General features: G+C 67.2%; 11 protein-coding genes. 6 read left to right on the top strand and 5 right to left on the bottom strand.

The genetic code is table 11. The annotated features are described in order from the left end of the window. Window positions 1–20 precede the first annotated feature (20 nt). From MU553_RS10320 to MU553_RS23760, 4 genes are all read left to right on the top strand, one after another. Window positions 21–1,259, top strand: a complete 1,239-nt coding sequence (locus MU553_RS10320; protein WP_247377153.1) for a mandelate racemase/muconate lactonizing enzyme family protein — start codon at window positions 21–23, stop codon at window positions 1,257–1,259. Between the two features lie 381 nt (window positions 1,260–1,640). Continuing rightward, entirely contained in the window at window positions 1,641–2,702 is a 1,062-nt protein-coding gene (gene cheB / locus MU553_RS10315; protein ID WP_247377155.1) for a chemotaxis-specific protein-glutamate methyltransferase CheB, read from the top strand. After that, complete coding sequence (locus MU553_RS10310) at window positions 2,702–3,115, top strand: response regulator (RefSeq protein ID WP_247377157.1); 414 nt, start codon at window positions 2,702–2,704, stop codon at window positions 3,113–3,115. Before cheB ends, MU553_RS10310 begins: the two co-directional genes overlap by 1 nt. Further along, window positions 3,112–5,685, top strand: coding sequence for a PAS domain S-box protein (locus tag MU553_RS23760; RefSeq protein ID WP_247377159.1), 2,574 nt, complete (start codon window positions 3,112–3,114; stop codon window positions 5,683–5,685). Before MU553_RS10310 ends, MU553_RS23760 begins: the two co-directional genes overlap by 4 nt. A gap of 12 nt (window positions 5,686–5,697) precedes the next feature. Here the strand turns inward: MU553_RS23760 and gfo6 are convergent, their stop codons facing one another. Both gfo6 and MU553_RS10295 read right to left on the bottom strand, forming a co-directional pair. Next, window positions 5,698–6,780 carry a D-xylose 1-dehydrogenase Gfo6 gene (gene gfo6 / locus MU553_RS10300; RefSeq protein WP_247377161.1) on the bottom strand — a complete coding sequence of 361 codons (1,083 nt, stop codon included), beginning with the start codon at window positions 6,778–6,780 and terminating at the stop codon, window positions 5,698–5,700. Window positions 6,781–6,830: 50 nt separating this feature from the next. Then, a complete protein-coding gene (locus MU553_RS10295) occupies window positions 6,831–7,409 on the bottom strand; it encodes a hypothetical protein (RefSeq protein WP_247377163.1) in 579 nt (192 codons plus the stop codon). A gap of 243 nt (window positions 7,410–7,652) precedes the next feature. On the opposite strand from MU553_RS10295, the gene ppc reads away from it, so the two are divergent. After that, the gene (gene ppc, locus MU553_RS10290) at window positions 7,653–10,349 is read left to right on the top strand and encodes a phosphoenolpyruvate carboxylase (protein ID WP_247377165.1); all 2,697 of its coding nucleotides are present in this window, start codon (window positions 7,653–7,655) and stop codon (window positions 10,347–10,349) included. 80 nt (window positions 10,350–10,429) lie between these two features. Next, window positions 10,430–11,260: an aldo/keto reductase gene (locus MU553_RS10285; RefSeq protein ID WP_247377166.1), complete on the top strand. Its 831-nt coding sequence runs from the start codon at window positions 10,430–10,432 to the stop codon at window positions 11,258–11,260. Window positions 11,261–11,291: 31 nt separating this feature from the next. On the opposite strand, the gene MU553_RS10280 is transcribed toward MU553_RS10285, so the two are convergent. The 3 genes from MU553_RS10280 to glpA are packed head-to-tail and all read right to left on the bottom strand — an operon-like array spanning window position 11,292 to window position 15,614. After that, window positions 11,292–12,620 carry an anaerobic glycerol-3-phosphate dehydrogenase subunit C gene (locus MU553_RS10280; RefSeq protein WP_247377168.1) on the bottom strand — a complete coding sequence of 443 codons (1,329 nt, stop codon included), beginning with the start codon at window positions 12,618–12,620 and terminating at the stop codon, window positions 11,292–11,294. Continuing rightward, window positions 12,617–13,891: a glycerol-3-phosphate dehydrogenase subunit GlpB gene (glpB, locus tag MU553_RS10275; protein WP_247377170.1), complete on the bottom strand. Its 1,275-nt coding sequence runs from the start codon at window positions 13,889–13,891 to the stop codon at window positions 12,617–12,619. Before glpB ends, MU553_RS10280 begins: the two co-directional genes overlap by 4 nt. Next, window positions 13,881–15,614 carry an anaerobic glycerol-3-phosphate dehydrogenase subunit GlpA gene (glpA, locus tag MU553_RS10270; RefSeq protein WP_247377172.1) on the bottom strand — a complete coding sequence of 578 codons (1,734 nt, stop codon included), beginning with the start codon at window positions 15,612–15,614 and terminating at the stop codon, window positions 13,881–13,883. The genes glpB and glpA overlap by 11 nt, the downstream gene beginning before the upstream one ends. Between the last annotated feature and the right edge of the window lie 217 nt (window positions 15,615–15,831).

The raw sequence follows: 15,831 nt of genomic DNA, 5'->3' as shown, positions 1-15,831 counted from the left end.
GCTGGGTGCTAGAGCCGGGCATGCGTATCGACTATGCCGGCCTCCACGACCCGAACGCGGAGTACACGATGCGGGACCTCTCCGGGGAGACGATGGGCGTCGACGGCGCTCGCGGAGGCGGGCGCGACGTGGAAATCACGGACGTGCAGACGACGATGGTCGACGGGAACTTCCCCTGGACGCTCGTGCGCGTCTACACCGACGCGGGCGTCGTCGGCACCGGCGAGGCCTACTGGGGCGCTGGCGTCCCCGAACTCATCGAGCGAATGAAACCCTTCGTCGTGGGCGAGAACCCGCTCGACATCGACCGACTGTTCGAGCACCTCGTCCAGAAGATGTCCGGCGAGGGCTCCATCGAGGGCGTGACGGTCACCGCGATCTCCGGGATCGAAGTCGCGCTGCACGACGTGGCGGGGAAACTCCTGGACGTGCCCGCCTACCAGCTGCTCGGCGGGAAGTACCGCGACAGCGTCCGCGTCTACTGTGACTGCCACACTGAGGAGGAGGCCGATCCGGAGGCCTGTGCAGACGAGGCCGAGCGCGTCGTCGAGGAACTGGGCTACGACGCGCTCAAGTTCGACCTGGACGTGCCCTCCGGCCACGAGAAAGACCGCGCGAACCGCCACCTCCGGCCCGGCGAGGTCCGCCACAAGGTAGAGATCGTCGAGGCAGTGACCGAACGCGTGCGCGACCGCGCGGACGTCGCCTTCGACTGCCACTGGACGTACACGCCCAACAGCGCCGAGCGACTGGCGAGTGCGATCGAGGAGTACGACGTCTGGTGGCTGGAAGACCCCGTCCCGCCGGAGAACCACGACGTTCAGCGGAAGGTCACCCACGGTACAACGACGCCGATCACGGCCGGCGAGAACGTCTACCGCAAGCACGGCCACCGCCGCCTCCTCGAAGAACAGGCCGTCGACATCGTCGCACCGGACCTCCCGAAGGTCGGCGGGATGCGGGAAACCCGGAAGATCGCCGACTTCGCGGACACCTACTACATCCCCGTGGCGATGCACAACGTCTCCTCGCCCGTCGCGACGATGGCCAGCGCCCACGTCGGCGCTGCCATCCCGAACGCGCTGGCCGTCGAGTACCACTCCTACGAGCTGGGTTGGTGGGCGGACCTGGTGGAAGAGACGGTCATCGAGGACGGCTACATCGAGATCCCTGAAGAACCGGGGCTGGGGCTGACGCTCGACATGGACGCCGTCGCCGACCACATGGTCGAGGGCGAAACCCTCTTCGACGACGCGTGAGGCTCACGGGTCGCTGACTCCCCGTCCGCACCACGGCGCTCACTCCGGCCGCCCTCGCCCCCTCGCGACGGCTCGGTTCCGCCAGTAGCGGTCAGTACCCCTCTCGTTAGGTATCGCGCTTTTATATGCGAGTTGTGTTGGATCAGACACTGAACGCGTTCGTTCGCCGTGGCTCGCTGGGGTCCGCTGCGGGCGCTGTCGGGCCATGGACGCATCGGGATTCCCCCAACCCATGAGACAGACTCCGATCCGAGACGCCGTTCCAGGCGTGACTCGCATGCGCCTCCCACACCCTCACAGCAACAGATCGACCCGAATTCGCAGCGTCACGCAGCTACCAGCATTCGCTGGCAGTCTCCGAACGCCCAGACAGGATACCTTATGATACGAGTTCTCGTCGTCGACGATTCGCACTTCACGCAGTCACAGGTCGCCAGCTACCTCGAGGAGGCGGGCCACGAGGTCGTCGGCAAAGCGCGAAACGGTAAGCAGGCCATCAGCATGGTCGACGACCACGAACCGGACGTGGTGACGATGGACGTGAAGATGCCGGGAATGGACGGCATCGAGGCCGTCGAGCGCATCATGACCACTCGGCCCACGCCGGTCGTCATGCTCAGCCGCTACACCGAGGACGGGGCCGAGACCACCCTCTCGGCGCTGGAAGCCGGTGCCGTGGACTACTTCCACAAACCCGGTGAGGAGCCGTCGCTGGATCTCTACGAGTACAAGGCGGAACTGATCGACACCATCGAGGACGCCGCCAAGGTCCAGCCGGAACCGCTCGCCCCAGACGAAGACGAGCAGACAGATCGGGACGCGACGGCGGCGTCGGCACCCACCGCGATGCCGGACGCGAACCCGGTCGTCGTCATCGCGAGTTCGACCGGCGGGCCGCGGTTGCTCAAACAGCACCTCGCGTCCCTTCCGCGGGAGGCTGGCTTTCGCGTGCTCGTCGTCCAGCACCTCCGAGAGCGGTTCACCGCCCAGTTCGCCCGCAACCTCGACGCGATCAGCGAGTACACGGTCCGGGAATCCATGGACGGCGCGAGCCTCGGCCCGGGCGAGATCGTCGTCGCCAACGGCGGCTCACACCTCGCCGTCGCGGCCGACGACGGGACGGAACTCACGCTCGGCCACGTCGAGGCTGACGGGGACGTGACCGTGCAGCCGTCGGCCGACGTGACGATGCAGTCGGCAGCTGAAACCGTCGACGGACCGCTCGTGGGCGTCGTGATGACGGGACTCGGAACGGACGGGACCGCCGGCGTGGAGGCGATCAAGCGCGCGGGCGGGACGACCGTCGCGCAAGACGACGAATCGAGTCCGGCCCACTGGATGCCATCGAACGCCCGCGAGAGCGGATACGTCGACCACGTCACGCCCGCGGACGAACTGGTCGAGACGCTCCTCGGCGCCACGCGCCCGGAGGTCGGCCCGTAATGCTGGTGTCGTTCGACGCGACCGACCGTCCGATCAGAGTCCTGCACCTCGACGACGAGCGCGGTTCACTGGCGACGACGGAGAACTACTTCGAGCGGTTCTGGGAGGGCATCCGCATCGAGACGACGACCGATCCGAACGGCGCGCTCGACCGCCTACGGGACGACCCCGACGGCTTCGATCTGCTGCTCTGTGACTTCGAGATGCCCGCGATGGACGGGTTGTCCGTCCTCGCCCGCGTCAGGGACGCCGGCCTCGACATCCCCTTCATCCTCTACACCGGGAAGGGGAGTAACGCGGTCGAAAGCGAGGCCATCGACGCCGGCGTGACGGCCTACGTCGAGAAAGGCGAGGGGATGGATCACCTCGAATCGCTCGCCGAGCAGATCGAGGAGGTCGTTGCCGACACGTGACGCCGTACTCGGGATCGCCGGGGCCGACCGACGAGCCCCCGGCCGCGACCGCGGACGTCGAAGCGGTGTTCGAGCGCATCGACGACGGCGTCTTCGCCCTCGACGCCGACGACCGGTTCACGTTCCTGAACTCACACGCCGAGGAGTTGCTCGGCGTCACCGAGGACGCCGTCCTGGGTGAGCCCATCTGGGACGTGTTCCCCGGCGCGTCCGGGACGACGTTCGAGGCGAACGCTCGCCGCGCCATGGAGACACAGGAGCCGGTCATCTTCGAGGCCTACTACGAGTCGCTGGCGGCGTGGTTCGAGGTCAGGCTGTATCCCGACGACGCCGGCCTGTCGGCGTACTTCCGGGACGTCACCGACCGCAAGGAACGCGAGGAGCAACTGGAGGCCTACGAGACGGGGATCAACGCGGCCGCCGACCTCGTCTACCGCGTCGACCCCGACGGCCGGTTCACGATGGTCAACGACACGCTCGTCGAACGGACCGGATACGCCCGCGAGACGTTGCTCGGCGCGCACGTCTCGACCGTGATGAGCGACGACGACGTCGCGGCCGTCGAAGCCCACATCACGACCGCACTGAACGAGGGCGACGACTCGCCGGCCCCCATCGAGTTCGAGGTACAGTGCGCCGATGGCGAACGCGTCCCCGTGGAGACGAACCTCGAAATCCTCCGCGAGGACGGTGCCTTCGCCGGCACGGTCGGCGTCGGTCGCGACGTCACGGAACGCAGGAAACGCCAGCGCGAACTCGAACGGTTCGAGGAGACGATCAACGCCGTCGACGACGTCGTGTACGCTCTCGACGACGACGGCTGCTTCGAACTGGTCAACGACGCCGCCGCAGACCTGACCGGCTACGACCGCGAGGAGTTGCTGGGCGAACACGTCGGGATCATCAAAGACGACGCGACCGTCGAGTCGGCAGAGGAGAAGCTCCGGTCGCTGCTGGCGGGCCAGTCCGTCGAGACCACCTTCGAGTTCCCACTGCAGCCCAAGGAGGGCTCCGACATCCCCGCCGAGGACCACATGACGATCGTCTACGACGACGACGGTTCGTTCACCGGGACGGCCGGGGTCATCAGGGACATCACGGCCCAGCAGGAACGCCAGCGGAAGCTCTCGGGACTGGTCGAGACGACGCAGGACCTGATGGACGCGCCGGACCACCGGACCGTCGCCGAGACGACGCTGGCGGCCGCGCGCGACGTCCTCGGGTTCGAACTCAGCACCGTCCGGCTCTACGACGACGAGGCGGACGCACTCGTCCCCGTCGCGTCGACCGAGATGGTTCGCGAGCGGATGGACGACCGTCCGACCTACGCCGTCGACGAACCGCCGGTCGGCGACGCGTTCCAGACCGGCGAGATCCTGATGGCCGATGACCTCGCTGCGATCGACGACGACGCCGACCGATCGCCGGTGCAGTCAGCGATGTACGTCCCGATCGGCGAGTACGGGGTGCTGGTGCTCGGGGCCACGGAACCGGATCGAATCGACGATCTCGACCGCCAGGTCGCCGAGGTGCTCGCGACGAGCGCCGCAACCGCCTGCAATCGCGCCGAACGGGAGGCGGAACTCCGCGAGGAGCGCGCGTTTATCGACGGCCTCGTCGACTCGATCCCGGACATCATGTACGCGCTCGACGAGGACCTGAACTACATCCGCTGGAACGACCGGCTGCTCGAGGCGACCGGCTACAGCGAGCGCGAGATCGAGAACATGGGCCCGCTCGAACTGATCGCCGACGAGGACGTGGCGGCGATAACCGGGGCGATCGAGGCGATTCTCGACGGCGGCCGTGCGCGCGCCGAGGCCCGAATCGTCACCAGCGACGGCGATCGCATCCCCTACGAGTTCACCGGCGCACCCGTGACCGAGGCCGACGGCACCGTCGAAGGCATCGTCGGCATCGGCCGAGACGTCTCCGACCGACTCGAACGCGAACGGGAACTCCATCGCCAGAACGAGCGACTGGAGCGGTTCGCCAGCACCGTCTCGCACGACCTCCGGAACCCGCTGCGGATGGCCGAGTCGAACCTGGACATGGCGCGCCACGAGTGCGACTCGGACCTCCTCGCGGCCGTCGACGGCGCCCACGAGCGCATGGAAGAACTCATCGACGACCTGCTGGCGCTCGCTCGCCAGGGCCAGACCGTCGACGAAACCGAACCCGTGAGCCTGGCGACCGTCGCCGGAGACGCCTGGGAACACGTCGACGCGCCGACGGGCGAGTTGACGATCGACGCCGACGGGCGCCTCGACGCGGACCCCCAGCGGCTGCTCCAGGCCTTCGAGAACCTCTTCCGGAACTCCCTGGAACACGCCGGGCCGGACGTGTCGCTCCGCGTCGGGACGACGCCGTCTGGCTTTTTCGTCGCCGACGACGGTCCGGGGATTCCCGCCGACGAACGCGACGCCGTCTTCGAGTACGGGTACTCGACGACCGAGACCGGAACCGGGCTCGGGCTGGCCATCGTCGAGGAAGTGTTCTCCGCCCACGGGTGGGACGTCCGGCTCACCGAGAGCGACGCCGGCGGCGTGCGGTTCGAGGTGCAGACCTGAGCGTTCTCGACCTTACAACTCGACGCGTTCGGTGCGCTCGGCAGCCTCGTAGATGCCTTCGAGGGCACGCATGTCGACGAGGCCGTGGCGGCCGTCGCCGACCGGCTCCCGGTCGGTGTGCAGGCAGTCCGCGAAGTAGTCGAACTCTTCGCGCATCTGGTCGACCTGCTCGAAGGTGGTGTCGACGCGCGTCCCGGCGCGAGAGACCGTGAGTTCCCGAGGCTCCGTGGCGAAGAACGCTGGGTCGAGCGTCGCTGTTCCCTCCGTTCCGATCACCTGGAGGTGGCTCGACTGGACGGCGTTCTGGCTGGCGGTACAGGCAGCAAACACGCCGCCCGGGAACTCGATCGTGAACGCCGCCCGTTCGTCGGGGACGGCGTCGAAGGCGTCGCTCGTCGAGTCCATGCTCGCCTGGACCGCGACCGGATCGGCGTCGAGGACGTAGCGAGCGGTGTTCAGCGGGTAGAGGCCGATGTCGGTGACGCTCGCGCCCGGGCCTGCGAGGTCCGGATTCAGTCGCCACTGATCCGGATTCGGGATCATCTCCATGAGCCGCTGGGACATGTGCCCGTGGAGTTGCACGGGCTCACCGAGCAGCCCCTCCTCGACGAGGTCGCGGAGCCGTCGAACGGCCGGTTCCGTGTGCATTCGGTAGGCGACCATCAGGGTGACGCCGGCGTCCTCGGCGGCAGTCACCATCGCTTCGGCTCGATCGACGGTAGCTTCCATCGGCTTCTCACAGAGGACGGCCTTCCCGAACTCGGTGGCGGATTTGACGTACGGCAGGTGCGTGGCGTTCGGCGTCGCGACGTAGACGGCGTCGTAGATGTCCCGGGCGACCCCGTCGTGGAACTCCTCGTCCGTGATGCCGGCTTCGACGGATTCGACGCTGTCGGCGACCGACTGGGCCTTCTCTTTGTCGCGGCTGACGACGACGCTCGTCTCGCAGAGCGCCGAGTCGGCGACGGCGGGGATGGCCTCCTCACGGGTCCACCATCCCAGGCCGATCATGGCGAAGCGGACTGGCTCCTGGTCACCGCTCGTGGCCTGCCAGTCTCGCTCGGTGAACTCGTCGAAGTACCGGTGGATGTCCATACCGTGGGTTCACGCCGGACTGAAAAAGACGTTTGGCTGGCCCGGGGTGCTTAGCTCGTCTCGAAGTGCCTGACGACAGTGTGACGACAGGACTCGTGGGGGATCAGGTCCTCGGCGCGCTCGGGCGTGCCGCCGTCGTGATCGCTGGCCGCCTCGCGGATCAGTTCGCGCAGGCGGTCGGGCGTCACGGGGCCCTCCGCGTCGATCGCCGACCGGACGTCGGCACAGACAGGCGAGTCGTCCCTGCCCACGGAGTCGACCCAGCGGACGCTGACCTCGTCGTCGCTCTGTGCAGTGAACTTCCGGACGCGAGCGAGGTTGCGGATGGACCCGACTTCCGTGTCGACGATTGTCCGGGCGCGGTCCTCGTCGACGTCGACCTCGCGAACCAGCTGGTCGACGATCATCGTTCTGGCGTACCCGTCCTCGCGACTCACTGCCGCGTCGAGAATCTCGGCGATCCGCCGGGCGTCTTCGCTCGCCAGCTCGTAGTGTTCCATGATCGCTCCCGCGCGACGCTCGACGTCGACCTGCAGGTCCAGTTCCGCTGGCGCATCGGCGGCGCCGCCGCCGTCTCCCGACGCCTCGTCCGCCTCGAACAGCCCGGTGAACCAATTCAGAAGCCCCATGCCAACCGATACCGTGGTCTCTGTCTTAAACTCCGGGCGAATTTCGACGGCTGAGACGGCCTCGACCGTCCGGACCGTCCCGACGGCGCAGTGTTCCTGCGCGACTCGTTCCCGGAGTTCGACTCGCGACCGTCACTCACACTCACCGCGCCGCGCCGATATGTAATAGATATTTACTCGAGTATGAGTTGTAATTTGGGAATTTTCGTCAGTGTTTTACGTGGCGCTGTGTGGTGATATGGTATGGATTTACACGCCAGGGACGTGACCCAGGACGTGCAGGAACTGGGGTCGCTACTGGGAGAGATACTGGCGGCACAGGCGTCGACCGACGCGCTGGAGACCGTCGAGCGATTGCGGACGTCGGCGATCGCCTACCGGCGCGGTGAGGCGGCGTCGCGGGAGGCGGTCCACAGGGAACTCGACCGACTGGAGGCGGATCGCCAGGACGTCGTCGCGCGGGCGTTCACGACGTATTTCGAGCTCATCAACCTCGCGGAGGAACGCCACCGGGTGCGGGAGATCCGCGAGGGCAGCCAGCGAGGGATGCTCTCGGACAGCATCGAAGCGGCGGTCAGCCGACTCGCCGACGCCGACGCGGACCCCGAGACCGTCGAGCAGGTGCTGACGGACGTGCTGATCCAGCCGACCTTCACCGCCCATCCGACCGAAGCGCGCCGGAAGACCGTCAAGGCGAAACTCCGGTCGGTCGCCGACGATCTCGAAACGCTCGACGAAGTCCGACTGACCGACCGGGAGCAACGGGCCGTCGAGCGGGACCTCCACGCCGAGGTGACGAGCCTCTGGCAGACCCCGCAGGTCCGCCGGCGACGGCCGGAGGTGACCGACGAGGCGCTGAACGTCCAGTGGTACCTGGAGAACGTCCTCTTCGACGTCATCAGTGAGGTGTACGACGAACTCGAACGCCATCTCGACGAGCAGTTCGACGCCGACGTCGACGTCCCCAAGCTCTACGAGTTCCGCTCGTGGGCCGGCAGCGACCGCGACGGCAACCCCTACGTCACCCCAGAGATCACCGAGGAGACCCTGGAGCGCCAGCGCGAGACCGTCCTCCCGATGTACCGGAACGAACTCAAGGCGCTGTCCGGCGTCCTCAGCCAGGACGCCAGTCAGATCGACCCCGGCTCGGCCTTCGAGGACCGGCTCGCCGCCGACCGCGAGCGACTCCCCGGCGTCGCCAGCGGGGCCGAGGCGCGTTACCCCGAGGAACCGTACCGCCAGAAGCTCAAACTGATGCGCGAACGCGTCCTCAGGGTCGGGGACGTCCGCCAGGGTGGCTACCGGGACGCCGACGAACTCGCGACGGACCTGCGGGTCATCGCAGACAGTCTGCGCGCGAACGACGCCGCCGACGTCGCCGAGACGCAGGTCGACCCGCTCGTCCGCAAGGTCGAAACGTTCGGCTTCGCGATGGCCAGCCTCGACGTGCGCGACCACCAGGAACAGCACACCACGGCCGTTTCCGAGGCGCTCGCTCGCGAGAGCATCGACTACGCCGAGATGGACGAGGACGAACGGACCGAGGTGCTGACCGAGGCGATCCTCCAGGACGACGCCGTCGTGGACGTCGAGGACAGGGCTGACCTCGGCGACACGGCCAGTCGCGTTCTCCGGCGGTTCGAGAAACTCGCCGACTGGCAGCGGGAGTTCGGCGTCGACGCCATCGACACCTACGCCGTCAGCATGGCCGAGGAACCCAGCCACGTGCTGGAAGTTCTCTTCCTGGCCGATCAGGCCGGCATCGTGGACCTCCCGGGCTACTGCGGGCTGGACGTCGTCCCCCTGCTCGAAACCGAGTACGCCCTCTCCGGGGCGCGGCGCATCATGGGGACGCTGTTCGAGAACGAGGCCTACTCGCAGGCGCTCGAGGCGCGGGGCAACCTCCAGGAGATCATGCTGGGCTACTCCGACTCGAACAAGGAGAACGGCTATCTCGCCGCGAACTGGAGCCTTCACCGCAACCAGAAGCGCCTGGCCGAGATCACAGACGACTACGACGTGGAGATGCGCCTGTTCCACGGCCGCGGCGGGTCGATCTCCCGCGGCGGCGGCCCGATGAACGACGCGATGCTCGCGCTCCCCCGGGAGACGGTGTCGGGCCAGATCAAGTTCACCGAACAGGGCGAAGCCATCTCCGAGAAGTACGCCAACGACGACATCGCAGAGCGGAACTTAGAACAGATGGCTAACGCCCAGATCCGCGCGCGGTACGAAGCCCTCCAGGAGGGCGCCGAGACCATCCCCGACGAGTGGCTGGACGCGCTAGACATCGCGAGCGACGCCGCCCGCGCGGAGTACCAGGACCTGCTGGAAACCGAGGGGTTCGTCCAGTACTTCGAGCAGGCGACGCCCATCACCGTCATCGAGGACCTCAACCTCGGGTCGCGCCCGGCTTCCCGGTCGGAAGAGCGCAGCGTCGAGGACCTCCGGGCGATCCCGTGGGTGTTCTCCTGGACCCAATCCCGGTGTATCATCACCGGCTGGTACTCGCTGGCGTCTGGCCTCCAGCACTACCTCGACGAGGGCGGCGACGTCGAGACGCTCACCGAGATGTACCGCGAGTGGCCGTTCTTCCGGACGGTGCTCGACAACGCGTCCCAGGCGCTGGCCCGCACGGACGTGGAGATCGCCAGTGAGTACGCCGACCTCGCGGACGACGACCTCCGGGAGCGCATCTTCCCGCGCATCCGCGAGGAGTACGAAGCCGCCGTCGACTTAGTCTGCGAGATCACCGGTCGCGACAGCCTGCTGACCCGCGAGTGGCTCGAGGAGAACCTCCAGCGCCGAAACCCCTACGTCGACCCGCTGAACCTGCTACAGGTGCGCCTGCTCGGTGAGGCCGACCTCTCGCCCCAACAGGAGCGGACGCTCCGCCTGACTGTGCAGGGGATCGCTGCCGGGATGAAGAATACGGGGTGAGACGGCTGTTGTCGGCTGGTCACGACCGGCGTCCCGGAAGTCGGCAGCCCTTTAGACGACCCCTGTGAAGGCAGACTCGTATGTCTATTCCGACGCGAACGCTGCCCAGTGGCGACGAGATGCCGCAACTCGGCGCTGGGACGTGGAACATCTCCGGCGAGACCGTGACCGACGCAGTTCGGACGGCGCTCGACGCGGGCTACACCCACGTCGACACCGCCGAAGGCTACAAAAACGAAGCCGAGGTCGGCGCCGCGCTGTCCGAGTACGACCGCGAGGACGTCTTCCTCACCTCGAAAGTCCTCCCGAAGAACCTCCATTACGAGTCCGTGTTGGAGTCATGCGAGGCCAGCCTCGACCGGCTCGGAACGGACTACCTCGACCTCTATCTGATCCACTGGCCGAACCCGACGATCTCGCTCCGGGAAACGCTGGACGCCCTCGAACGCCTCCACGAGGAGGGGAAAGTCCGCAATATCGGCGTGAGCAACTTCAGCAAGTACCAGCTCACGTTCGCGCAGAAAGTGAGCGACGTCCCCATCGCCGTCAACCAGGTGGAGTACCACCCCTGGCTCAACCAGGACGACCTCCTGGCGTACTGTGAGGATAACGACGTCGTCCTCACCGCGGCCGCGCCGCTCGCCCGCACCGAAGTGCTCGACGATCCCGTCGTGCAGGACGTGGCCGCGTCCTACGAGAAGACGCCGGCCCAGGTCGTCCTCCGCTGGCAGATCCAGAAGGGCGTCGTGACGATTCCCAAGTCCTCGACGCCCGCACACATCCGCTCGAACTTCCAGGTGGCCGACTGGGAACTCGACGACCAGGACGTGGCCCGCATCGACGACATCGACACCGAAAAGCGCGTCTACATGATCGACCTCGACGACGAGACCTACGGCATTCCGCGCTGAGTGGCGTCGTCCCGAACGACGGTGGGGCAGCTCACCGCGAAACGAGCGCCGCCTCCAGCACTTCCAGCGGATGGCGAATCTCGTAGCCAGAGCCGTGTTCCATCTGCATCGCGCAGGTCGGGCACTCGGTCATGCCGGTCTCGCCCTCGGCTTCGTCCATGTGCTCGAACATCTCCTCGCCGATGGCCATCGACTTCTCGTACTTCTCGGACTTCCAGCCGTACGTGCCCGAAATCCCCGAACAGGACTCGCCCACGTCCTCGATCTTGACGCCGTCGAGGTCGCGGAACAACTCGACCGCCTGCCGATCGAGGCCCTGGCTCCGGGCGTGACACGGCGCGTGGTACGCCAGGTCCGGGAACTCGACCTCGGCGTCCGAGATCGCACTCCCCAGATCCTCGTGAATCCGGAGGTACTCGACGGCCTCGTAGGTGCTCGCGGAGACTTTCGCGGTACCCTCGAAGGAAAAGAGCTCCGGGTACTCCTGACGGAGCGCCATCGAGCAGGAGGTACAGGAACAGATGACGTCGTACCCTTCTTCGACGAGCTGTGAGAACTCCTTTATGTTGAGTTCGGCGTCGCGACGGGCGTCGTCTAACATGCCATTGGCGAACATCGGCGTGCCCGAACAGCCCTGGTCGGGGACCGCGATCTGGTAGCTGAAGTGCTCGAAGGTGCGGACCATCGCCTTGGCGACCTCTGGCGTGTTGTAGTTCGAATAACAGCCGTGGAAGTACGCGACGCGCTTGTCCTCGCTCTGCACTTTCGGGCCGCCGCGCTCGGCCCACCACTCGCGGAAGGTCTGCTCGGCGAAGGCGGGGAACTCCCGCTCGGCTGTGACGCCGAACAGTTTCTCGCCGACCTGCCGGACGAGCGAATTGCTCATCACCGCGTTGGCGAGGCGGGGCATCTTGCTCGCGAACCAGGCGCTGATGCGGTAGTTCGCGAGGACGCGGTTGCGCCAGTACTCGACGGACCACGTGTCCATCTGCTCGTCGACGTACTCGCCGCGGGCCTCGTTGTGCATCTGGCTGAGGGGCACGTCCGACGGGCAGGCGGTGTCACAGCGCATGCAGTTCGAGCAGTCCATGATCGAGGCGTCGATGTCCTCGTCGTCCTTGCGCTTGAGCCGCCACTGCTCCGGCCCCTGGAACTTCGGGCCGGGGAAGTCGTCGTCGACCTCCGCGACCGGACAGTTCGTATCGCACGTCGAGCACTTGTAACAGTCGTCGGCGCCCTCCCGGAGGTCGAGGTCGCTGTCCGGAAACACCTGGACCGGCTCGAACTCGTCGCCGGCGGGTATCTCGTCGTCGGGGACGGACGGTACGTCGTCGTCTGGGGGTGATTCTGCGTCGCTCATGTCGCCTCCTCTCCTGCCAGTGTGCCTGCGTGGTAGCCGGTCGCCAGCGAAACGCCGCTGCCTGATTTCTCCGCTGCGAAGTCGTAGTTGCCCAGCACTGCACCGGCAGCCCGGAGATTGTCGAACTCCGCTGTGCCGCCGGCGTCCACGGGCCGCAACTCCCGGTCGGGATCGACGCCGAAGCGGGCGAACGGGTGGTCGCCGAAGGCGTCGTCCCCGAACCAGTCGTAGCGGTCCGGTGGCTGTGCGATGTGGCAGTCGAAAACGGGCTCGCGGACGCCCTCGCGGTCCGAGTCGAGACCCTTCCCGACCAGGCCGCCGGTCGCCAGAACGTACTGCTCGGCCGCATAGGGGACCTCGTTGCCCGTTCGACTCACCGTGACTGACGCGACGGTGTCGCCGTCGCGCTCGAAGCCCACGACGGGGTTGCCGGTCTCGATGCTGACGCCGGCCTCGTCGAGGGCCGCGAAGAGTCGGTCTTCCAGCCGGATGCCCGGGAGACTCGGCGGCCCCATCGGGACCTCGAACACGTCGGCGCCGATGTACTCGGCCAGGTCGGCACGGACTTCGCGGGGATGGTCGTCGCCCAGCACTGCGGGGAAGCCGACCCGCTCGGCGCCGTCGAGGTGCCCTTTCACCAGCTCCGCGAGCGCACGTCGCACGCCACGGGTCCCGCCGTCGATGCCCTCGTCCTGATCGAGCAGGTGGGCAAAGCGGGTCACCTTCGGGTCCGCGCTGAGTTTCACCGGGAACTCGACGGTGACGCCCCGCGCCCGGAACGGCGCACCCGTCGCACCGAGGTGGGTCGCCGCCAGCGGCGCGTCGAACCCGGGCAGGCGCTCGAACCCGACGAGCAGTGCGTCTCGGCCGTCGCTGGCCAGTCCGGCGGCAGCGCTGTCTGGATAGCGGGCCGTGGGTTTGATCGTGCCACCGTGCGTCGGCACGAGCGCGTTCGCGTCGGTGTGGCTGCCTTCGTAGGTACCGGCCGTGATCTCGTCGAACAGGGCGAGTCCCGACGCGACGGCGTCGGTGCCGACGCGCTCGTATGGGTGCCCCTCCGGGAGGTCGTCGATGGCGTCGAACGGATCGACGAGCGGCCCCTCGCCGTCCGGCGTGTACCCGAGGACGTCGACGAGTCCACTGGCGTGGCGGAGCGTGGACTGCTTGTACGAGACCAGGCGCACGTGGGCGCCCGACCGCGCGGCCGAGATGGCTGCCGTGATTCCGGCGAGTCCGCCGCCCACGACGAGAACGTCCTGTTCAATCGCCACGCCGCTCACCTCCGTCCGTGGCCGCACTCGTTCGATTCGCGCTGGCACCTGCCCCCCTCCCGTCGTCGAACGCCGCGAAGTCGATGGTGTCCTCCCGCCGGGCGGGATCAGCGTCTCGGTTCATGGTGGTCGCGTGGAGCGCGTAGGTGAGCATGGCCTGCGAGAGCTGTTCGCCCCACAGCGCGTGGCGCTGGCCCTTCCACCGTTCCTGATAGAGTTCGTCCAGCGCCGCGTACGACTGCTCGGCGTCGTACTCCGGGTGGAGTTCCTGGGCGATTGCGTGGGTACAGAACCCGCCCTGACAGTTCCCCATCGAAGCACGGGTCCGAATGCGGACGGCGTTCAGGTCAGTGCCGGCCTGGCTGATGGCGTCCTGGAGTTCCGCGCGGGTGACGCCTTCACAGCCACAGACGACGGGGTTGGGGTCGGTCGTCGAGAGCACCTCGTCGGCCCGGTCGCCGAGGCGCTGGACGGATCGTTTCTTGATGGGCGAGGTCAGCCCGTAGTCGTCCATCGCGTCCTCCAGGACGCGGAAGTCCTCGCTGCCCGGCAGGGGAGCGTCTGCGGTTCGACAGGTGGCTGACACGCCGAGCTTTGCGCAGACGTGGTCGCTGATGTCCTCGGCCATCATCCGGTAGGTCGTGAACTTCCCGCCGACGATCGAGGTCATGCCCGGGAGATCGTCGCGCTCGGTGTGATCGAGCAGGAAGAAGTCCCGCGTGATGTCCTCGGGGTTCTCGGTGCCGGCGCCCGGCGGTTCGTACAGCGGACGAACGCCCCAGTACGACCGAATGGTTCGGGCCTCCTGGAGGACCGGGACGAGTTTCGAGAGTTCGTCGATCATCAGGTCGACCTCCCACTGCTCTTCCGGGTAGTCTTCGGGATCGTCGACCTCGGCGTCGGTGGTCCCGAGGATGGCCGTCGTCTCGTGGGGCACGATGATGTCGGCGTTGCCCTTCGGCTTACAGCGGTTGATGACGGTGTCCACCTGCCGGACGTTCATCACGGTCATCACGCCTTTCGAGGGGCGGACCTCGATGTCGACGCCGGCCATCTCGCCGATCTGGCCGGCCCACGCGCCCGTGGCGTTGACGACGTAGTCGGCCGCGATCTCTTCGGTCGTTCCGGCCGCGCCGTGGTCGCGCTTTCCCGGGCCGCTCCGGTGTCGAACCTCGGCGCCGACGACTTCGCCGGCCTCGACGAGCAGGTTGGTCACCTCGGCGTGGGTCTCGATGCGGGCGCCGTGGTTCTCCGCGCTGCGGGCGTTCGCGACGCAGAGCCTGAAGGGGTCGACGGCCCCGTCGGGGACGGCGATCGCTCGCTTGACGTCCTTCGCGAGGTACGGTTCGCGCTTGCGTGCCTCCCGCCCGGAGAGAACTTCCGTGGGGATGTCGCACTCGTCACAGCCCCGGAGCTTCCGCTCGAAGTACTCGTCGGAGTCTTCGGGGCGCTGGACGAACAGCCCGCCCGTCTCCTCGACGCAGTGGCTCGCGATGTCTTCGAGGACGCGCGTCTCCTGAATGCACTCTTTGGCACTGGCCTGGTCAGCGACGGCGTACCGGCCGCCGCTGTGGAGCAACCCGTGCATCCGCCCCGTCGTTCCGTGTGTCAGGTTCCCCTTCTCGACGAGGGTGACGTCGACGCCGCGCATCGCCAGGTCCCGGGCGATGCCACAGCCCGTCGACCCACCGCCGATCACGAGAACGCTCGGTGTGTCAGCCATCGCACTGTCCCCACATTGGACTGCGTATACATATTTTTACCGCAGGGGAATCACTATCAGTAAAATACTCTACTCACTCGTCATGATTGATCGCCCGCCAGCCACCAACCCAGCGCTGACGCGGCGGGGAACCGAGTCGCTCCGCGCGTCCCGAACTGTCCGCTTTTCTAAACGAGCGACGGGAATTCCGCCCCCGTGTCGGGTTCTGTCCCGGGCA

The organism is Halorientalis brevis (assembly GCF_023077655.1).
The sequence above is the reverse complement of the archived record's forward strand: the minus strand, read 5'-3'. Positions and strand labels throughout refer to the sequence as shown.